The sequence below is a fragment of the Sphingobacterium sp. UBA5670 genome (assembly GCF_002420705.1).
In the GTDB taxonomy this organism is placed as follows: domain Bacteria; phylum Bacteroidota; class Bacteroidia; order Sphingobacteriales; family Sphingobacteriaceae; genus Sphingobacterium.
This window is the reverse complement of sequence record NZ_DIIM01000011.1, coordinates 85,121-107,092: the sequence shown is the minus strand read 5'-3', so window position 1 is coordinate 107,092 and position 21,972 is coordinate 85,121. Positions and strand designations below refer to the sequence as shown.

Below are 21,972 nucleotides of genomic sequence, written 5' to 3'. Positions count from 1 at the left end.
CATGATCAAAATTCAAAATGATTCGGACCCACATCGCGATGTAGCCCAAATAACCATAACGGTTTCATTGAAATAAATACTGAATAAGCAACTTAATCGGAGGATTGATTACTTTGACAAGGCATCGCTAAACGCATTTTCACAACGCAATTCTAAAGCGAAGCTAATGTTAGCGTACATTGTAAACCATCATCAGCGATCGATTACTTATTCAAATAAATTACTAACTGGATTTAAACCAAAGGGGGGTGAAATATTGTAAAGATGGGATTATAGGAATAATCTTTTTTATATACTGGAAGCAGGCGCTCCACAGTGTCTTCATAAAGAGCCGTATTTTTAAACGTAAAATCTTGCGTATTATTTATAAAAACAACATCAATAATACGTAATTCAAGATTTTTTTGTTCCTTTTCCTCATGCTCGCGCATTTTCTTCATCAAAATACACTGCCCTCGACAGGCAAGCGCATTATCGTTAAAACGATTGATACATTCGTAACGTGCGATATAATCTCGATTCAACTCGAACACTGTCCATAGCCATACCGTTGAGAAGCTCTGTAGGAGCATCAAGGGTAATAGAATCCATATAAACAGTCTGATTTTCATTCGAATATTTTATTCTCAATAGCAGCTTACATCAGGAAGATTGCTTCTTTATTTTATAAACTGCCCAACTCAAGCTCATGATAATTCGTCCTGAGTTTGGGCAAATATAACAAATGAAACTTGGAATAATCAAATTCCATTAGAAAGAAAAAGTGCCAGATAGAAAACTACCTGGCACTTGAAAAAATCAATCTTTATTATTTTGTCGCAATCGTCAAGACAGCTTTCTTATTGCCTGCAGTTAAATCCAATGTAAAAACATAGGTTTTACCGGCCTCTAATACTTTACCCGTTTTGATGCCCAGATTGCCTGAATCACGACCATTCTTGCCATCCCCTACAAAAACGATATCACTTGTAGTCGTCAGGTCTGTACCCCCAAATTCACCTCCCCATCCTTTTTGATGGAAAAATTTGAAGTTGATGTTATCAGAATTTATAGACTCTCCTGCCTTAACAGTTATCTGGTATTTCTTGTTACCTAGTGGAACTAGACAAAGCGCTTTATCCGTGTTCCAGCCCACCTGGTTACTGGATACTTTAGGCTTTCCAATTCCTTCACCAATAATCCAGACAGCCCCAGATCCATCATCTTGGAGTTTTGCCAAATCATTGCCTGTCATCGCCTCAACCACAAAGTATTTTAAGTTAAAGTCTGCTGTAACACGGTATTTTCCAGTTGATCCTTTAAACGATAGGCTTCCATCGGCCGCTTTGGTAAAGAAATCTGGATCGATCCACCAATCTTGCAGATCCGCAATTCCTTCAAAAGTCGTCGTTTTCCCTTGAGCCAGCTCAATTTCGACTTTAGCATGTTTATCATCCAGTCGACTGAACTGCGATCCATTTAATAGTACAACAATAAATGGAGATGCCTGAAATGTCAATGTATTAAATTGAATTGGATATACACCAGAAGTCGAATTTGAAAATGGAATTTCAGCGGTAGAACCTAAATTAATGGCATTATTCACCCATCCAAAGTTCATCGCATTGCCTTGTGTACCTACTTTTGGCGCTTGAATATAGCCTTTTACCTCGGCTGCAAAATTCTCTTTTGCCGCATATTGATTACGCCCTACCTTTTCCATGCGATAGGATTTGGACTCTGTGACTAAAGTTAAATATGGAAAATCGGGTCTGCTCAGGTTAATATCAAAAGTTTGTTCCGTTATTTTTTGGCTAATATTCTGTACGACAAACTTAAGGGTTGCTTTTCCATCAGGAATATCTTTCAAGAACGGAACATAAATCTTTCCCGAGTAGTCTCCATTTTGTTTGGTACGGATGACGGTTTCTGTTACTTTATCGTCTGTAAAATACAATTGTGCTTTAACTGTAGACAACGCAACTTCACTATCCGACACGTGCACCTGAAATTCGAGACTATCCCCAAAATTTGCAGCTGAAATGGGTGATTTCAATTCGATTTTAGGATCCCCTATTTGATAGGTATATTTTTCATCCTTTTTACAAGAACTGACTGCGGCAATAGCAGCAGTTCCCAATAGCATATTGATGAGATATCTTTTCATTTGTTCATAATTTATGCGCTATCCATGTGATAGCGCTTAGGTTTTATCATCCTCCAGTTAATAGGTCCAACGGTAAGAAACAACCGACTTGGCTGGTACATCATAGCTAAAATGATGTTTACCATCTGCCAACGTGATTTTACGACTATCGCCAGATTCGTTTAACAGAACAACAGCATAGGTCCCATCTGTATTTTGGAACGCAGTATACACAAGGCCTTCCGCTGTGTAGCCAGAAGTACCAATCCGCGTTGCTCCTGATTTGACCACCGAAGAAAGATGACCAACAATATAATAATGCGAATTGCGTGTTATATTCTTATAATTTGCCTTACTGATATCCACGGCTCCGTAACACGTCTGACAGCCTCCTTCGCGATTAGGCCCTTTGTCGGTATCTAACATCAAATTCCAAACGATAACACCCTTGCTCCAATTGTTTACAGTACCAAGTGCGACTTCGCGCATATCCTCCATTAATCGCTTTTCGAGATTCCGGCCATCATTCCATTCTCCAATGGATGTTTCTGTAAATATCAGCTCCTTGTCTGGGCGTTGATTATGAATATCTATTAGCTCCGCTTTATCCCCACCATAGTTATGGTATGCAGCTCCAGCGAAGAAAGAGGCCGCTCCGGCATCGTTATAGATCTTTACAGGGTAATCAGCCTGATCGGCAATATTATCATAATTATAATTATGATCAAATGCATATATCTTTGTTGATAAGTTAGCTGCTTTTAATTGTGGCCCCAAAGCTTGTTTGACAAAAGCTTGTTGTTCTTGCCAAGACATATAAAGCGAAGCGGAATTTTTCCGGTTCAATGGTTCATTTTGAACAGTAATCGAATAAATATTGATGCCTTCTTTTTTCATTGCCTGAATCCATTGAACAAAATACCAACCGTAATCTTGATAATATTTTGGATTTAACTGACCACTGGTCCATGAATCAAAGGGCTTTAAATCTGTCAGGTTGTTCACTTTCATCCATTTCGGTGGAGTCCAGGGTGAACCCATAATTTTTATGGACGGATTGATCGCAAGTATTTCTTTCAGCACTGGAATGATATATTGCGTTTCTTCCGACTGTAGCCCAAAATTTTGCTTTCCTTCCTTGTCCCAACAGGTATACTCACTCAAAGAAAAATCAGAACATCCAATGGCAATACGGATATAGTTCATCCCCATCCCTTCCTTATCGGAAAACGTCTCCGTGAGGAATTTCGTCCGGTCTTCCTGATTCATTTTCATTAGATTGTAACAGGTAGAACCTGTAATCGCTGCACCGAATCCGTCCATCGTCTGGAATTTTTGCGTAGGATCTATCGTAATAGTATTCGGAGACATATTGAATTTGGAACTGAAGTCCACAAAGCGTTTTCCAAAATCCACAGACCGGCTACCTGTTGTTGTGTAAATAGTTACATCGCCACTTTTTTTAATATCTTCACCTTGTGAAGGAGTATAGCTGTCACGGTTACAAGATGTTGCCGTTATCAAACAGGACAACAAGAATGTATATATCATAGTTGTATTATTATATTTCATCTGTTAATAATTTTTTCCCATCCATCGGACGGAACTTCCCATTGTTAAATCAATTAATAGCCAGGATTCTGAACTAGATTAGGGTTCTGATCAATTTTTGGTTGCGGAATCGGCAATCGGTATGAGTTTTTCGTGAAGGGATACACCTGTGCTTTTCTCCCTGCGTCTTTTGCATAAACAGCATTCATAACGGACTCCACTTTGTCTAACCGCACCAGATCAAACCAGCGCTGTCCTTCAAACGCTAATTCCAAACGGCGTTCCTTCAAATATGCTTCGAATAAAGCATCTTTATTTGAACGAACTGCAGTTGCCAATTTCGGCAATTTAACCCGAGTGCGAATTCTATCTATAATATCGGCAGCCCCCGATAAATCTGATCCTTGTTGAATTAATGCTTCCGCTTTTAACAACAATAGATCGGCATAACGAAGCTTGACAATGCTATTAAATGCAGACCGCAGCTTAAACATGAATGGGTAATTATTTGAAGGATAATAATTGCTCCAGGTTGTCGAATAATAGACGATCGATTGCCCCAAACGGATTTGATCACCTTCGTTGCTATAAGCCTGTATCAAATCTCGGGATGGAGTCACCCATTTTGCCCATGTGAAGTTATTATCATAATTGGACAAATCCCTTCCAAACATCCAAGTCGCCCAATTGCCGCCCCCTGAAGTGAACTGCGCTTCCAAAATAGATTCCTTTGTATTACGTTGCGCAAGATCCGTATTACTCGCATTCATCGCATATAAATCCGAATAATTAGGATTTAAGTCAAATCCATCCTCAGTCAATGCATCGACATATTGAATAACTTTAGCATAATCCCGAATTGGTTTTTCGGCATAGATCTTCGCTAACATCGCTCGTGCGACCGATTTGGTAAATAAGGTTTTGTTCCCATTATTATTAGCAGGTGCATCAGCTAATCCCTCCATCAGATCTTTTTCGATCTGCTTGTAGGCCTCCTCTTCGGTCGCCTGTTTAGGAAAATACTGCGGATAAACTTCCCCTACATTATCACCCGTGATATCAGGTGCGATTGTGGTAATGACAGGGACCGATCCAAAGATGCGGACCATATCAAACATCGCTAATGCGCGGAAAAGCTTAGCCTGCGCTTTATAGGCTCTAATTTCCGTATCGCTCACCGATTTATCAGCTACACTGTCGACATAAATGATCAGTCGATTTGCCCGTCCAACATCTTCCAGATACCTTCCCCAATCCCGGTCAACGACGGAATTAGATCCTTCAATCGAATTATTCTCAAAAGGTACAACTTCTGCTCCGGTCGTTCCTGCATAGGAGTTATCGGCATGTGAATCGCCAATTAATAACAAATCAAGATACCAATGCTCCTGCCTGTCTTTCATCTGTTGGTAAATTCCAGCCAAATAGGTCTCAACCTCAGACTTATTCTTGAAAACAACCTGAGTTCCTGTTTCTGTCTTCCCCTGACTGACATCCGAATAATCTGAAAGCGGATCACGGTTCAATGAACAAGAAAATAAAAACAAAGAGCCAGTTAGCAGAGAAAGAACGTTACTTATATATTTTTTCATGATACAGACAATTAAAACTCAATATTAAGACCTAAAACAAATGAACGGTTCTGTGGATAGGTTCCCCAATCAATACCTTGGATTCTAGACTCAGATCCCCCAGAGAACTGGTTTACTTCGGGATCCATACCCGAATATTTTGTCAACGTAAACAAATTACTTACAGATAGATAAGGCTGGATTTTATTGATACCAATGCGTTTCAGTCTCTCCGGAGAGATGGAATAGCCCAAGGAAACATTTTTCATACGTAGATAACTTCCATCCTCAACAAAATAGGTTGAATTTTTCATGTCAAAGCCAGCCTTGGGAACGTTGGTAATTTGTCCCGGTACCCTCCAGCGATCCAATACAACGGTCGTTTGATTTCGACCATCATACATACCTTCTGTTTCCATGCGACTGGCATTGAAAATATCGTTTCCATAAGTTCCCTGAATGAATACGCTTAGATCGAAATTTTTCCAGGAGAAGCTATTTGTCATACCATACACAAACTTTGGAAGCGGATTGCCGATATAAGTACGGTCACTTGATGAAATCTTTCCGTCGCCATTCAGATCACGATACATGAGCTCGCCGGTTTCAGGGTTTACCCCATCTGATACATAACCAAAGAATCCTGCAAGCGATCTTCCCGGTTCATTCTTCACCACAAAATCATTGACATAATCGTTCGTCTTGACATCGTAGTACACTTGTTGTAAATCCAATTGTTTCAGTTTATTTCTGTTAAATGAAATATTAAAATCTGTATTCCATATAAAATTACCGGTCAGATTTTTCGAATTTACGGCAAATTCAAAACCATGGTTGCTCAGCCGGCCACCATTTCTCTGGATTGTGGTTGCTTGCTGTCCTGCAGGCAAGCTCGCATTCATTAAAAGATTCTTCGTGTCCTTATTATAATAATCGGCACTGAACGTTAGTCTATTGTTTAACATCGTGATATCTAAACCGATACTCGTTGTACTTGTGGTTTCCCAAGTCAAGTCGTTTGCCCTTAAGATCGTTGGTTTATTGATATTTGGCACCGAATTGTCCTTTCCCTCTACAAACCATTGTTGACGTTGAATACCGCTCAATTGAAGATAAGCGTAATCACCTAGTCCATATTGATTACCTGTCTGTCCCCATCCCCCACGGATTTTAAAGTCATTTATCCAATCTACGTCTTTCATAAAATCTTCAGAAGAGATTCTCCAGGCAGCTGAGACAGAAGGAAAGTATCCCCAGCGACGTTCAGGACTCAGCTTCGAAGAGCCATCGGCACGCATATTCGCAGTCAACAAATACTTACCATCGTAGTTATACATTGCACGGGCGAAATAGGACATAATTCCCCAATTGGAAGCAGAGGATCCTGTTCTATCCCAAGAGATCTTGTTTGCCGCATTAAGTGTCTCAATGATTCCGTTCGCATAATTTGAACCATAGATGTAGCTTCTAGAGTACTTAGAGTCTGTCCAGGAAGAACCGCCCATTACTTCTAGATTATGCTTACCAAAGCTTTTGCTATAGGTTAAGATATTATCCCAGGTCAATACAGTATTTGTATTGCGAAGATCAGAGGCTTCCCCAAATTGATTTCTTCCCCATGCTGTCGTCCAAGGATCCAAGAAGGTCGTCATCACACCAGATCTTCTATCAAATGAAAATGAAGTTTTCCAAGTTAAGTTGGGCATAAAGGAAACCAGTGCACTTCCTGTAGCAACGAGACGATTTTCTCGGTTATTATTATTTCTTGTCCTTGCTAAGTTTTCCAAAGGACTGGTAATGTTGTTGATACCATAGAAATTATTATAGAATCGATCTGGATTTGCTGGATCCCATACAGGGGCATAGGTCGGTGTTGTAATCACTGAGGTCACTACCCCGCCACGATTAGACCCTAACCCAGATGTAATTCCATTGTCATTGTTATCGGAATAATTGATATTCGCGTTGACCTTTAGCCATTTCCGAACTTGGTTATCAATATTAGCACGGAAATTATACCTCCTAAAGAAGGAACCTTGTAATGTCCCTTTTTCATTCAAATAACCGCCCCCCAAATAGTAACGAAGTTTCTCATTACCATCTGAAACTGACAGTTGATGATTTTGCTGAATACCTGTTTTGTAGGTTTCTTTAAACCAGTCTGTCTGATCCAACAACCCTTCCGGAAGGTTGACAAGACCTATCTCATCCTGTAAATCTTTATACTGGCTAGTATTTAAAACTTTGACAGTGTTATTGACAACATTGGCTGTCCATTGTGTTCCAAGTGTAATTTTTGCTTCACCAGCCTTCCCTGATTTTGTCGTCACGAGGATCACACCATTTGAACCACGAGAACCATAAATAGCCCCAGATGATGCGTCCTTGAGGATTTGGATATCAGCAATATCATTGGGTGACAAGAATTTAATATCTTCCACAGGAACTCCATCTACCACATACAAAGGAGTAGTATTGCTATTAAAAGATGTTATACCCCGGATTTGAATCTGCGGGGCAGAACCTGGCTGGCCATTTGGCTGAATAACAGTTACACCAGCAGCCTTACCCTGAATGGCTTGGCCAAAATTAGTAACAGGTCTCTTTTCCAAATCCTTGGTAGATACAGAAGAAATTGCCGTCGTGACATCCTTTCTTTTTACGCTGCCATAACCGATGACAATGACATCTTCAAGCACATTCGTAGAAGAATTTAATTGCACAACCATGGTACTGTTGGCAGGCAATTCTTTGCTGTCATAACCCACAAATGTAAATTGAAGTATGCTGCCTGTGCTTACGGAAATTTGAAAACGACCCTCCCCATTACTGGAGACAGCATTGTTACTTCCTTTCTGCGTAATGGTCACCCCAGAAAGAGGTTTCTGATCTTGGGCATCCAGGACTCGTCCACTGATTTGAATTCTGTCTTGTGCAAACACAAAATTCACTAAGGTAAACAAGAAAGCCAAGCCCATTGAAAAGGCTACTTTTCGAGTAAAGTAAATCATATGAAATAAAAAAATTGGTTATTGTTTAATTTTTTGGTTATTCCAAAATGGCAATGAGTTTCCCCTCCTTCATTGCTCAAAACAAAACTAAGATCACCAAGACGGAGAAAAAAGGCCTAGTACTCAAAAAGTACCAGATAAAAAACACAAAAATCTAATAAAGAGCGTTTTATGAAATAAACCAACCTTTAAAAAGTACCTAAATGAGTCTATAATAGTCGTTAATCAAGTCAATTTACACGTATAATCTAACATTTACGGTCGATCAATCACCGCAATTTGACATACAGCAGCTTCAAAGGCATCCCGATTTCCTGCGGCTTTATTACGTACCTTTGTTCTGTAATTATAAACTGTCCGTAGAGAATAGCGAAGGAAGCTTGCAATCTTTACAGAGTCATCGATCCCTAATCGAATTAAAGCAAAAATTCGAAGCTCAGTATTTAACAGTTCTGTCTTTTTGGGATAAATCTTCTCATCATCCTGAAGCAAGGCATTGAATTCATCAACAAAAGTCGGATATAGATTTAAGAAGATACGATCAAAGTTAACATAGAGCTGCTGCACCTCTCTTTCCTCCATTTGCGTAGACTTCAGCTGCTCTCTCAACGCGTCCCATTGTTGATTTGTAGCCTTCTTTAATAGTACTTTTCTAATATCTTCCATTTTATCGATGTAACTCGAGCACATATCAAAAAATTGAGCAATATATTCTTCCTTAATATGGTTGGATTCCGACAATTTAAAGTTAGTTTGATTGATCTCATTATTCAATGCGCGAAGTTGCTGATTGCTGGCCGATAATTCCGATCGTATTCGCCTCAAATGCTGCACTTGCCTGTAAATAATGACAAGTCCAATAATAACACCAATTAATAAAATACTAACGATAACAACCAAAGCAACCAATTGCGTGTTCTGGCTGTTTATTTTCTGCTGATAGGCCGCATTGATGATCGGATAAGAAGAAGTCCCCTCGATAATACGATAACGTACCTTACACAACATAGCGTCATCGATCGCTTTTTCGATAAATTGAAATGCGCGATCGAAATCCTGTTGATCATAATAAGTTAATGCCAGATCATGAAAGGAAGCGTTGTCGCGGTTTGCCATTTCAATATCCGCACTGGCCGATATGGAAAGATAATAAATTTGACTTTTCGTATCCTTTTCATATTTATAGATTAGCCCCAGAAAGTAAGCAATCAGCGCTCTTTGCTCAATATCTTTTTTATTCTCCTTCCAAAGGACCAAGAGTTGCTCTTTAGCATGCTCCCGATTACCGTTAAATAAAGTTTTAATAGCAATTGCAGTACGGTATTCTAAAGAGGATTTTGGCAAAACTGTTAACAGCGAGTCACGATACCGTTCACTCGCCTGATAATACTCGGGGCGATTATTGCTCTGACCATAATGGCTATAGAATGAACTATAAGTATCATAATATTTTGCGAGGAGATCCTTGCCAAGCGCAGACGGCTCAACTGCTCCCAACAACTTTGACGCCTCTATATACCGTCCTATGGTAGAATATACCCAAGCTAAATCCAAATGAATCACGGTTTGCAATGAATCATTATTTAATGGAGCCAGCTTCTGACATAGTAAAATATAAGAAAGCGCCGCGTCCGAATCAAACTTTTTATAATTTTCAAAAATTTCGTAATTCTTCTTCAAAAACTGAGCGGAATTGCCTTCCAGTGCCTTTGCCTCCTGTTTTAACTTTTCTAGCTTATCCTCTCTGTTCTTGACATAAATCTTCTGATTTTCCATCAGATATTCCAGCCGCTGTAAAACTCTGCTACTATCGGGTTGCTCCTGGGCTAATAGACTAAAACTAAGATGAGAGAAAAGGATAAAAAGAAATATGCGCTGCAACATAATCGACTCGGTTCAAAATAGTGTCGACTAAACTACATAAAAATAACAACAAAACCTTCATGACTTCGCAGGAACCAATAGCAAGTATAACGAAGAAGGTTCTTTCTGGCCTATAACATCAGAAACTTTCAAAAAAAAAGAGGACATCTCACGACGGCCTCTTTCCCTGACCCTCTAAAAGGATCTAAGAATTAACATATTAATTCTTTATCGCATGAAAAATAGTTTTCTGTTTTTAATCTGTCTGATCTATTGCCAGCCTCCTCCCAATGCTTTGTAAAGCAGAATCTGATTCAATGTATTCTCCTTCTCTAATTCCACTTTACCTATTTGAGCTTCGAGCGACTCTTTCTGTGCTGTTACAACATCTAGCGATGTTACCCTTCCTGCGATAAACAGTTCTTGCGCAGCCTCTATGGAAAGGTTCAGTGCTTGAACATGTTCATCGACAAAGTTTCGTCGCTTACCGATAGCCTCCTGCGTCATGATCACATTGGAAACTTCGTTATAGGCATTTATAACGCTTTTTTCATAGTCCACAAAAGCAATTCCATAATCTGCTTTTGCGATCTCATACTGCGTTTTCAACTGTCTTTGATTAAAGATCGGTAGTGTGATACCACCAAATAAATTATAAGCAATAGATTTATCAAGATTGAATAACTTGTTGAAACTAAAGCTTTGCAATCCGATAAAAGGGCTTATAGCGACAGAAGGTAGAAAAGCCAAACGTGACGCTTCTTGATTATTTGACGATGCAATCACTTTCAGATAAGCAGCCTTAATATCTGGGCGTTGATTAACCAAATCATCTGGTGTACCAAAACTCATCGCATAATATAAATCTGCATTTTCAGTATATGTACTTCTTACAATAGGTTGATAGAATCGTCCCAATAAACCATTGATGTGATGTTCCCACAGTGCGATCTCCTGAATCATCTGTTCCTTTGCTGCTTTGGAATTGGCCAATAGCGCTTTAAATTGCTGTACAGAAAGTTCAGTGGCATAACCAGCATCCTTTTTTACTTCAACAACTTCCAATGCATTTTTGTGTAACTCAATATTCCGATCATAGACTTTGATCTTCTGATCCAAAGCAATTAATTCATAATAAGCAGTGGCAATATTGGATACCAATTCCGTTTCTAATAGACGCTTCCCCTCCTGCTCCGCTAAAAAGCTAAAATAAGCAGCTTGCCTCTGGCTCCTTAGCTTGCCCCAAAGATCAATCTCCCAAGAAGAACGAAGTCCAATAAAATAGTCTGGGATAAATGGTTCAGGTAATTTCTCATCACTTTTCAAGTTCTCCGAAAAATTTGAATCGTAGTTACCTATTCCCGATTCCGTATAATGTCCATATTTTCGTATTCCTCCTTCTACGGCGGCCTCTACAGTTGGGCCTAATGCGGCCTTACGCTGTTTAAAATAAGCTTGTGCAGATGCTAGCCGTAAAATTGATTGACGAATATCCAAATTGTTCTGCAAAGCAGAATCAATCAAAGAAACTAACTTTGGATCTTTAAAAATTTCCTTCCATGATCGACCGCCAACATTTAAACTATCTGGTGAAACATCCTTGGAAAATGAGCTTGGGACATTTACTTTCTGCGGCTGAAGAGATTTTTTTGGAACTGAACAGCTTCCAAATAAGATAAGAGCAGCGATTACTAAGGAAGCCTGTTTTACGACCTGTTTTTTGTTATCCTTTTTTGAGAATAAAACGACCAGTCCCGGAATGACAATAACCCCGAGGATCGTCCCGATAAGCATTCCCCCTACCGCAGCAGTACCAATACTTCGATTCCCCAAAGCACCTGCTCCACTCGCCATCATCAGTGGTATCAATCCTGCAATAAATGCAAAGGAAGTCATTAATATTGGTCTTAAACGCGCTACGGCTCCTTCGATCGAAGCGGTCACAATATCCATTCCTTGTTTATATTTCAAATTGGCATACTCCACGATCAGGATCGCATTTTTGCCCAGCAAACCAATGAGCATGACCAATGCAACCTGTGCATAAATATTGTTTTCCAGTCCGAAGATTTTCAGAAAAATAAATGCACCAAATATTCCCGCCGGAAGACAGAGAAGAACTGGTAATGGCAACAAAAAGCTTTCGTACTGCGCACACAGCAGTAAATAAACAAACAACAGACAGAGCGCAAAAATATACAAAGCCTGGTTCCCTGAAATTTTCTGCTCCCGCGTCATACCGGACCATTCAATACTATATCCCTTTGGAAGAGACGACGCTATTTTTTCCACCTCTTCGATCGCCTGTCCAGAACTGAACCCGGCCGAGGACTGCCCTGTAATCATCGCCGAACTAAACATATTGTAACGGGTAATTTGTTCTGGACCATAAATCCTTTCCATCGAAATAAAAGCGTTGTAAGGCACCATTTCACCAGTTTCATTTTTTACGTACAGACGTAAAACGTCTTCCGGTCGCTGCCGGTATTCAGGGCCTGCCTGTACCATCACTTTATACATTTGTCCATAACGGATAAAATTAGTAGCATAAAGACTCCCCATTAATGTCTGCAACGTATTCATAGCATTCTCCACCGATATCCCCTTTTTCGCAGCCATATCGTAGTCAACCTTCAGCATATACTGAGGAAAGTTCACGTCAAAACTGGAGTTGATATCCTGAAGAACATCACTTTTTTCCATATCTTCCATAAACTTCTGTAAAACCTCAGCCGTCTTATTGAGATCCTCATTACCACTACGGTCCAATAAACGTAATTCGAAACCCGAAGAGTTACCAAAACCGGGAACTGTCGGCGGCGGAAAAAAGTCAATCTCTCCATCAGCAAAATCCTTTGTTTTATCGCGTAATTCTCTAATGACATCATCGACCGTTTGATCTCGCTCTTTCCAAGGTTTAAGATTGATCATCCCCATCCCATAGGAAGCACCTGATACTTCTGTTATGATACTGTACCCCGACAATGTAGACACCGTTTCAACAACATCCAACTGACGAGCAACAGAGTCAATTTTATCCAGCACACGCTCTGTACGGTCTACTGTAGCCCCAGCAGGTGTTGTCACGGCAACATAGATCATGCCCTGATCTTCCGTTGGGATAAATCCAGAAGGCAATATCGCGCTACTTCCCCAGGTGGCAACAAAGAATACGCCAAGTAAAAGTAAGGTCAACCCGCGCCGCGCGCTTGTCTTTACCAAAATCCCCTTGTAACCAAAGGCTGTTTTATCATATACTGCGTTGAATTTTTTAAAGAAACGATCGAGCCAATTATTTGATGGTTTTCGATCGTGAGGTGATTTCAAGAAAAGCGCACATAAGGCAGGGGTCAGCGTCAATGCGTTAATCCCAGAAATAACAATCGCCGCAGCCAATGTCAACGAAAACTGTCGGTAAAAAATCCCTACTGGCCCAGATAGAAAAGCAACTGGAACAAATACCGCAGACATGACTAGCGTAATAGCCACAACAGCACCCCCAACTTCTTTCATTGCCTCCAACGTGGCCTCCATTGGCTGCAAATGCTCCTCCTCCATTTTGGCATATACGGCCTCAACAACTACAATTCCATTGTCTACGACAATACCAATAGCGAGTACCAAGGCAAATAAAGTCAATAGGTTGATCGAAAATCCAAGCATCTGCATAAAAAACAATGCCCCGATCAAACAGACGGGTACTGCTAAAATAGGAATTACCGTCGCCCTGAAATCCTGCAAGAAGATAAACACAACAATAAAAACCAAAAGGAAAGCTTCTAACAAAGTCTTGATAACAGAAGAAATTGATGCATCCAAAAAACGGGATACATCATAACCCATGGTATAGGTCATACCTGTCGGAAACTGAGTTTCTTTTAATTCAGCCATCCGGTCTTTTACACGCTGAATAACCTCCTGGGCATTTGAGCCCGGCAATTGCTTCAACATAATGGAAGCCGACGGACGTCCATCTGTTTTGGATACCATCTCATAATCCAATGAGCCAAATTCAACATCAGCAACATCCCTAATACGGATTATGGATCCACTAGCATTCGCGCGTATAGGTATATTGGCATATTCTTCTATTTCAGTAAATTTCCCCGGATAACGCAGTACATATTGCTGCATATTGCGCATTTTATCCGAACTGATACCTGTCTGTCCGGGAGCAGCCTCAATATTCTGCTTTCTTAATGCAGCCACGACGTCTTCAGCAGAAATATTATAAGCTGCCATACGATCCGGTTTGACCCAAACACGCATCGCATAATCCCGCATTCCCATGATCTGTGCAAGACCAACGCCTTCAATACGTTTCAGTTCCTTTAGAATATTGATATCGGCAAAGTTGTAAATAAACCTTTCATCTGCAGTTGCATCGTCAGTAAAGACATTCAGATACATCAACATCGAGTTGACCTCTTTTTCTGTAGTTACCCCCGCTTTGATAACCTCTTCAGGTAATTCGTCTAATACGGTGGTAACCCTGTTCTGTACGTTTACGGCAGCAATATCCGGATCCGTACCGACTTCAAAGAAAATTTGAATAACTGTGCTTCCGTTATTAGTCGACACCGAATTCATATAGGTCATTCCCGCAACACCATTGATTGCTTTTTCCAAAGGAATGGCTACCGCATTTGTACTTACTTCCGCATTTGCTCCTGTATAATTAGCGTTTACAACCACCGAAGGCGGTACAATATCAGGAAATTGTGTAATAGGCAGCGTAAACAAAGCCAGCAGTCCCAAAAGCGTAATGAACACCGAGATGACCAACGATAATATGGGCCGTTTTATAAATGTTTCAAACATAATCTATCCCTCCGTTACAGCTTTCTCAATTTTGGATTAATCTTCATTCCGCTACGTAAACTTTGTACGCCCTCGTACACCACTTTGGCATTCGGATCGAGACCGCCCTCGACAATATAATAATGCCCTACACGTGGCCCGGCAACAAAAGGTGTCATCTTCACCGTACTATCGCCTTGCATAGTATACACATATGTTTTATCCTGAATTTCAAATACTGATTTTTGATGTACAAAAGTATGCTCACCTGTTTCCATCGGAACAGCAATTTTACCTGTTGCCCCATGCTTTAGAATATGCGCTGCATTAGGAAATTGTACGCGAAGGGCAATAGACCCCGTATTGGCTTCAAATTCACTTTCCACCAGATGAGCTATCCCCTCGTGTGGATACAACTCCCCATTTGCCAGAATTAATTTGACAGATTTTTGCGTTTCCTTGCCATTCAGCTTGTCGCGCATCAGTGCCAGATATTCCCTTTCAGAAATATCAAAATAAACGTTCACTTTACTTAGATCAGAGATTGTGGTAATCAGACTTCCTTCTGTCAATAACGAACCTTCTTTTAATAAAATCCGGTCTATACGTCCATCAAATGGAGCTTGAATAACTGTATAGTCTAATCTTGTTTGGGCTTGATTAACCAACGCACGGGCCTCTTCGATTTTGGAATTGGCCGCCTTTAACTGTATTTTCAATAAATTATACTCAGAAGAGCTCACGATATTCTTGTCAACCAATTTTTGTGTCCGCTCCATTTCCAGTTTGATCTTTTGCGCTTCCGCAATAGCATTGTCATACTGCGCTTTGGCTTTTGCAAGTTCCGAACGATATTCTTCATTGTTATATTTAAATAATACCTGTCCTTTCTTTACCCAAGCGCCTTCATCTACATAAATTTTATCTAAAAAACCGTTCAGTTTCGACCGGATCTCGACATTTTTCAAGGCCTGGATATCAGCAATATATTCCTGATAAACAGTTGTATCCATTACAATTAGTGGCGTAATAGGAATATTTTTAATCTCTTCTTTTTGATCAGCGTTAGCGTTGGAGGAGCGGCATGAGGCCAGCATCCCTACCATACCTGCGAAAAGGCACAGCATAAGGAATTTGTTCATAGGGGAATAATCTTCTTTTTAAAGGTCCTATAGAATACCTCGTTGATTTTCATCAATGTCGGTAGTCTTAGACCGGGGTATTTCATAAACGATAAAAAATGTAACGTGTTAAATCCTCCTCAAGAAATTCAAAGTCGAAACTTAGGAGAATGTGCGAGATGGAAGCGACAAAGTCTATATAGCAAAGAGAAGATCTCTGGGCTTCAATAGCTTAATATCAAGATAAAATAAACTGGTTGCAGCTTCCGCTAGAAAATTTAGGGAGCGTAACTAGAAGGGTCGAAAACGGGATAAAAACCGGTAGTATCCCGGCAAGCACAAAGTTTTAGAGCGATAAAAAGGGTGTTCATCGTCCTTGGCAAAACATAATGCTGTAAAGACGATCCCAAAAACAAAAATAAAAATTGGTAATACCTGACTATTAAGAGAAAATATGCGATAGTCATCCTGCAATAGTACCTTTTCTTCTTGGGAAGAATGAATAGGCTCGAGATCCAATACATCATCCAAAAGATACTCCACGATGGTCTCACCTGCATGCAAAACCTGTCCCGTTGCCGAGGAGAAAGACTCATAGGTCAACAGATTAAGGTATGCAAAGAGTGTTAAAAAATGAAATATTTTACCTAACATATCGAAATTCCGAATCACAAAGGTATGACTTTAAATAACCAAGATTATTTTATTCATGTAAAAAAACCATGACAGCCCGAAATTTAGCCGTCATGGTTTTTCAAAAACAAAGTAATTTTTCTGTTATTAACCTTAAAGGAACAATTAAACAGTCGACACAATTACTTACAACTAAAGGATCATCATTGAATTCATTATTGTCTATTCAGACCTCAATCTTTATTTTCCTTTTGTTTTTTCATTACTAAAGGAATAAGGAGCATCCTCTTTTTTTGTTCCCCTATTTCTATTCGGTGTGTCACTCATTTTAAATTCGAGGTTAGCGCCCTGCAATAAATCACTATACCGAATATAATTGTGACTATAAGGTTTTCCATTCCAAGATAACTGATCTACGTAGACCTGATTTGCTCCATGCTGTTTAGCTTGGATATGTACTTTTTTCCCATTCTCGAGATGTAGTGTCACTTTATCGAATTGTGGTGAACCAATCACGTATTCGCCCGAGGCTGGAGAAACAGGATAAAATCCTAACGAAGAAAAGACGTACCAGGCTGAAGTCTGTCCATTATCTTCATCACCACAATAGCCATCTGGTGTCGGCAAATAAAGTTTATCCATTATCTTACGCACCCAATATTGTGCTTTCCAGGGCTCTCCAGCATAATTATACAAATAAGGCATGTGTTGAATAGGCTGATTTCCATGCGCATACTGCCCCATGTTCATCACCTGCATTTCACGCATTTCGTGGATCATACCACGGCTCTTCATTCCTTCATAACTCGGGATGACGAACACTGTATCCAACATGGATACAAAAGACTTATTGCCTCCCATTAGGTTAATCAGCCCCTGTGGATCATGGAATACACAAAAGCTCCAATGCCATGCATTGCCTTCCGTATATTCCCGTGACCAAGCACTTGGATCAAAATCCGCGACGAATGATCCGTCAGCTTTTTTCCCACGCATAAGTTTTGTACTTGGGTCAAATAGATTTTTGTAGTTCATCGCTCGCTTTGCGTAAATGGCCGTTTCAGCTTCCGGTTTACCCAGTGCTTTGCCAAATTCATAGATACACCAGTCATTGTAAGCATATTCCAATGAACGTGCTACATTCTGATCTACCTTTACATCGGCAGGTATATAGCCCAATTTATTATAATATTCATAACCAAAGCGTCCTGTCGAAGAGTGTTTCGGATAAGCACTATTGGCCCCATGCTTAAGTGCTTCCCATAACAGCTCTTTATCATAACCTTTCCGATTAGTAATCAAGGCATCTGCAACAATAGATGCTGAATTGTTTCCGATCATCGATGCACGATGTCCCGGTGAAGCCCACTCAGGGAGGTAACCACTCTCCTTATAAGCATTGACCAACCCTTCCTGCATGCGATCGTTCATGGATGGATATAATAAATTCAACAGCGGGAACAGACTTCTGAATGTGTCCCAAAAACCTGTATCTGTAAACATTTCACCTGGTAGGACCTGCCCATTGTAGGGGCTATAGTGAATCCGCTTACCTGCTCCATCAATTTCAGAAAAATCTCTCGGAAAAAGTGTTGAACGATAAAGGCAGGAATAAAATGTACGTAATCGGTCAATATTATGGTCTTCAACCTGTACTCGCCCGAGTATTTCATTCCATTGTCCCTTACCTTCTTCAACAACTTGTTGAAATGTTTTGGACTTCACTTCTTTTAGATTAAGTTCTGCCTGCTCAAAACTTATAAAGGAAGAAGCAATACGGGCGATCACCTGATCACCTCTCTTCAATGATGGAAAACCTACAATTGCTCCCGCATGATTATCCTGAATCTCCAATTCATCTTTACGTATCGAGCCACTTTTTACGCCGGCTTTGTACGAGAAAGGTCTATCGAAAGTAATGACAAAATAATTTTTAAAATTCTCCGGAACACCACCGCTATTTTTTGTTGAATAACCAATAATTTTATTCTCCTGCGGAATTACTTTAATATAAGACCCCTTATCAAATGCATCAATAACAACATAAGCGCTGTCGGTTTTGGGAAATGTGAATTGAAAGATTGCAGCACGTTGCGATGGCGACAATTCTGTTGTCACATCGTGATCAGCAAGATAGACACTATAATAATAAGGTTTGGCTATTTCTGCTTTGTGTGAAAACCAGCTGGCCCGCTTTTCTTGGTCAAATTGCGGTGTGCCAGTTACAGGCATGATGGAAAACTGACCATAATCATTGTTCCAGGGACTTGGCTGGTGGGTTTGCTTAAATCCTTTAATTTTATCTGCCGTGTAAGTATATACCCATCCATCGCCCATGTTCCCCGTTTGGGGCGTCCAAAAATTCATCCCCCAAGGACGTGCTATTGCAGGATAGGTATTTCCATTGGACAATTCATACTTCGATTCTGTACCAATCAATGGATTAACAAAATCAACTGGTGAAGCCTGCTGTGCCATCCCCCCATGGATCGCGAATAGAAAAAGAATACTACCTGTTAGTTTTTTAATATTAAACATAAATTACGTATTTGGTTGATCGTACTAGCAAAAAAGCTAAAACGTATTAGTAAATATAAGTAAGATAATTAAATATAGAATATGCTAAGGTATTTTTCACAAGATGGTTACAAAATAGATCATATCCCTTCCAAACAAAAAAATAGCCGTAGAATATCCCTCTTTCAAGCGAATACCTTACGACTACTTTTTGCACCAATCACTCTTTTATCACTAACTAGCTTACTGAACTCGTTCTTTGGGATCTACTGCGGTAGTTCCAAAAGTCTAAATTCACTCATCTGGAAATTTGACCCAGAAGAAACAGATTTCACAACATAGCGATAATACGCGTAAGATTTTGAATTCACAAAGGTGAAATTGACGGATTTATTTCTATCTGCCGGCGTGGTACCAAAACCATACCCGGTAACGGAGCTCAAGGTTACCCAAGAATTCCCATTTTCAGAGGCCTGTATTTCCCAGTCTTTAGGATCCCTTTCAGGAGAATCATTACCGGTTGTTATGGTATAACCATTAATGGTTTGTGGTTGATAGAATACAAATTGCCAATACATCCCCGACTGATATCCACCAATAAATAATTTCGTCCTGGTATCACCGTCTATCAGTTTCTTCGATCCTTCGCCCGCATCAGGACCACTGGAGTTATCCTGAGAAATTAGGAATGTATTATCAATATTTGTCCAGTCCTTTATAATGCCTAGATCCGTTAGCATCTTTGTAACTACAATTTGAGAACCCTTTGGGGTTTTTACGTTTAGCTGGTAGGTTTCGAACTTTCCCACCTCAATCGATATATCAGCTTTCTCCTTATCAGAAACTTGCTCATATTTATCTTTATCAGTCATCTTTGACCAAGTGACTCCTTTGACAGCAATGTCACTAGCATAACTCAAGATCAACTTTCCAGTTCCGTTTTTTGTTGCATTGAACCGAATGAGCTTCTCCGCATCAATTTTAATTACCTCTTCCCGTTGGGCCCAATCGCCATTTTCATTGAGTACTTTAAGTCTTACAGTGAAATCACCCGTACCTAAAAAAGTATGTTGCGGCGAGGTTTTTGACGAAGTGCTATCATCCCCGAAGCTCCAACGTGTTTCAGTATAGTCTTTTGACTGATTTGTAAATTCAAAAGTAAATGGGTCATCCTTCGCAACCTGCTTAATAGAAAAAGCAGAAACTGGATTTGGAAGCTGAGGTTTTTCAACAACCACTTCCTTTTCTTTACTGCATCCTAATAAGGTAAACAGTAAGAATATATAATAGCTATATTTCCCTAATTTCATTGTTGTAAATTTCTTTGATGTTATACATATAATGACTACAATACCTATAAAAATTCGATCATACGCCATTCGGAACATTGAAATAAACGGTTCCCTACATTTTCTGTGATATTTAAACGATAGAATTTATAGCTTCCTGGCTTTTGTACATTAAATCGTCTTGTTTCAAGCCTATTTGGAAAACTTTCATTTGTTCTTGCATCAATGACGACCCAGTTAGTACCGTCCAAAGACCCTTCGAGGTTCCAACTTTTTGGGTCACGGCTAATTTCATCATTACCTGACGTCAATGTATATGCGCCAATCTTCAGTGTTCGAGTAAACGTCAACGTACATTGTAAATCTCCTGTAAATCCACCTTGTAAAAATTTAGTATCCGTGCGATTATCAACCAATTTAAGACTACCCTCACCTGCATTTGGACCACCATCATTATCCCGATTTACGGTTAAAGTTCCTTCACCTGTCACGTCAAATTCAACAACATTGGCACAATCAATTAAAATTGTTGTATAGTTTCTCTGTGGATCAATAACATGTAAAGTGGGATCTTTTAAATAAACTGTCACCGCTAGAAATTTATCTTTATTTTTAGCGATGACGTCCCAAGGAACAGCAATATTAAAATTTGCAGAAGATTTATTGCCTGCCACCTGTATGCGGGATGATAGTGAAAATTCATTGTCTTGTAATCCAATGGTGTTTGCAGGCAATATTTTTTTTGTGATCCAGTTTGGAATTGAATCTCTGGTCCCCCTTACCTCAACATAAAACCATTTACTCGGAAAAGATGCTAAAGAAACTCCAATAGGAATTTCAATTCCGGAAGGTGTGGTTTCATAATTATTATGTTTGCTCGCTAAGATGATTCCTCCGGGTGTATTCGTCACAGAGAGATAATGAATATCTGTAGCGGTCAGCAGGCTTTTGGAGTCTAATGTGACAATGACGCTATTGGGGTTCCCCAACTGATTTCCTTTTCCTGGATTGATTAATTTATAGGAAAGCGCAAATTTTTTGCCATAAACTCTCTCTATTTCCGTCCTCGAAATTTTCAATAAAAAGGAGGCCGTGTCTGCGCCATATTGAAACTTCACCACATTTGGGAAAGAAAAGGCTTGATTTGGTAAAGTGACAACATCCTTGAGCACGCCCGACCCTATTAGCTTCGTCACCGTGTCTGTATTCAACTGCAGCTCTACATCAAAGGTTTTCGAAGCGGGGCTACTTAACTTGACCTTCATCGGCACTTGGACATAGTCATTTGTTTTTACTAAATCCTTTCCTCCACCTTCGGCAATAACCTGTACAGGATTATTCTCCAATAAACCGAAGCCTTCAAGATTATCTTTTGAACAGGCCATAAATTGGCAATAGCTCAAAATCATCGTAAAAAAATAAAAAAATCTTTTCATCTGTAAATAATTTTTACCTTCATCATTAATGAAGCCTACCATGTTAAACTATTCT

The 21,972-nt window shown here is 39.8% G+C and carries 12 protein-coding genes; all 12 read right to left on the bottom strand.

What is annotated here, in order from left to right:
- Window positions 1-233: 233 nt before the first annotated feature.
- The gene (locus B3C94_RS10350) at window positions 234-611 is read right to left on the bottom strand and encodes a hypothetical protein (protein ID WP_293903059.1); all 378 of its coding nucleotides are present in this window, start codon (window positions 609-611) and stop codon (window positions 234-236) included.
- Window positions 612-808: 197 nt separating this feature from the next.
- The gene (locus B3C94_RS10345; RefSeq protein WP_293903056.1) at window positions 809-2,146 is read right to left on the bottom strand and encodes a DUF5125 domain-containing protein; all 1,338 of its coding nucleotides are present in this window, start codon (window positions 2,144-2,146) and stop codon (window positions 809-811) included.
- Between the two features lie 57 nt (window positions 2,147-2,203).
- Window positions 2,204-3,676, bottom strand: coding sequence for a glycoside hydrolase family 30 protein (locus B3C94_RS10340; protein ID WP_293903053.1), 1,473 nt, complete (start codon window positions 3,674-3,676; stop codon window positions 2,204-2,206).
- Window positions 3,677-3,750: 74 nt separating this feature from the next.
- Window positions 3,751-5,268 (bottom strand): RagB/SusD family nutrient uptake outer membrane protein, encoded by a 1,518-nt coding sequence (locus B3C94_RS10335; protein WP_293903050.1) that lies wholly within the window; start codon window positions 5,266-5,268, stop codon window positions 3,751-3,753.
- A gap of 11 nt (window positions 5,269-5,279) precedes the next feature.
- Window positions 5,280-8,258 carry a SusC/RagA family TonB-linked outer membrane protein gene (locus tag B3C94_RS10330; RefSeq protein WP_293903047.1) on the bottom strand — a complete coding sequence of 993 codons (2,979 nt, stop codon included), beginning with the start codon at window positions 8,256-8,258 and terminating at the stop codon, window positions 5,280-5,282.
- 255 nt (window positions 8,259-8,513) lie between these two features.
- Window positions 8,514-10,142: a DUF6377 domain-containing protein gene (locus B3C94_RS10325; RefSeq protein WP_293903044.1), complete on the bottom strand. Its 1,629-nt coding sequence runs from the start codon at window positions 10,140-10,142 to the stop codon at window positions 8,514-8,516.
- Between the two features lie 249 nt (window positions 10,143-10,391).
- Window positions 10,392-14,942, bottom strand: coding sequence for an efflux RND transporter permease subunit (locus B3C94_RS10320; RefSeq protein ID WP_293903041.1), 4,551 nt, complete (start codon window positions 14,940-14,942; stop codon window positions 10,392-10,394).
- A gap of 14 nt (window positions 14,943-14,956) precedes the next feature.
- Window positions 14,957-16,063, bottom strand: coding sequence for an efflux RND transporter periplasmic adaptor subunit (locus B3C94_RS10315; RefSeq protein ID WP_293903038.1), 1,107 nt, complete (start codon window positions 16,061-16,063; stop codon window positions 14,957-14,959).
- A 270-nt stretch (window positions 16,064-16,333) separates the two neighbouring features.
- Complete coding sequence (locus tag B3C94_RS10310) at window positions 16,334-16,696, bottom strand: hypothetical protein (RefSeq protein WP_293903035.1); 363 nt, start codon at window positions 16,694-16,696, stop codon at window positions 16,334-16,336.
- Between the two features lie 219 nt (window positions 16,697-16,915).
- On the bottom strand, window positions 16,916-19,213 hold the full coding sequence (locus B3C94_RS10305) for a GH92 family glycosyl hydrolase (protein WP_293903032.1): 2,298 nt from the start codon (window positions 19,211-19,213) through the stop codon (window positions 16,916-16,918).
- 245 nt (window positions 19,214-19,458) lie between these two features.
- On the bottom strand, window positions 19,459-20,502 hold the full coding sequence (locus tag B3C94_RS10300; RefSeq protein ID WP_293903029.1) for a PKD domain-containing protein: 1,044 nt from the start codon (window positions 20,500-20,502) through the stop codon (window positions 19,459-19,461).
- A 44-nt stretch (window positions 20,503-20,546) separates the two neighbouring features.
- Window positions 20,547-21,917, bottom strand: coding sequence for a discoidin domain-containing protein (locus tag B3C94_RS10295; protein WP_293903026.1), 1,371 nt, complete (start codon window positions 21,915-21,917; stop codon window positions 20,547-20,549).
- Window positions 21,918-21,972: the final 55 nt, after the last annotated feature.

Excerpts from the sequence above, each read along its gene's own strand:
- B3C94_RS10310 (WP_293903035.1), bottom strand. The coding sequence starts at position 16,696 with ATGTTAGGTAAAATATTTCATTTTTTAACACTCTTTGCATACCTTAAT.
- B3C94_RS10325 (WP_293903044.1), bottom strand. The coding sequence starts at position 10,142 with ATGTTGCAGCGCATATTTCTTTTTATCCTTTTCTCTCATCTTAGTTTT.
- B3C94_RS10350 (WP_293903059.1), bottom strand. The coding sequence starts at position 611 with ATGAAAATCAGACTGTTTATATGGATTCTATTACCCTTGATGCTCCTA.
- B3C94_RS10315 (WP_293903038.1), bottom strand. The coding sequence starts at position 16,063 with ATGAACAAATTCCTTATGCTGTGCCTTTTCGCAGGTATGGTAGGGATG.
- B3C94_RS10330 (WP_293903047.1), bottom strand. The coding sequence starts at position 8,258 with ATGATTTACTTTACTCGAAAAGTAGCCTTTTCAATGGGCTTGGCTTTC.
- B3C94_RS10305 (WP_293903032.1), bottom strand. The coding sequence starts at position 19,213 with ATGTTTAATATTAAAAAACTAACAGGTAGTATTCTTTTTCTATTCGCG.
- B3C94_RS10300 (WP_293903029.1), bottom strand. The coding sequence starts at position 20,502 with ATGAAATTAGGGAAATATAGCTATTATATATTCTTACTGTTTACCTTA.
- B3C94_RS10335 (WP_293903050.1), bottom strand. The coding sequence starts at position 5,268 with ATGAAAAAATATATAAGTAACGTTCTTTCTCTGCTAACTGGCTCTTTG.
- B3C94_RS10340 (WP_293903053.1), bottom strand. The coding sequence starts at position 3,676 with ATGATATATACATTCTTGTTGTCCTGTTTGATAACGGCAACATCTTGT.
- B3C94_RS10295 (WP_293903026.1), bottom strand. The coding sequence starts at position 21,917 with ATGAAAAGATTTTTTTATTTTTTTACGATGATTTTGAGCTATTGCCAA.
- B3C94_RS10320 (WP_293903041.1), bottom strand. The coding sequence starts at position 14,942 with ATGTTTGAAACATTTATAAAACGGCCCATATTATCGTTGGTCATCTCG.
- B3C94_RS10345 (WP_293903056.1), bottom strand. The coding sequence starts at position 2,146 with ATGAAAAGATATCTCATCAATATGCTATTGGGAACTGCTGCTATTGCC.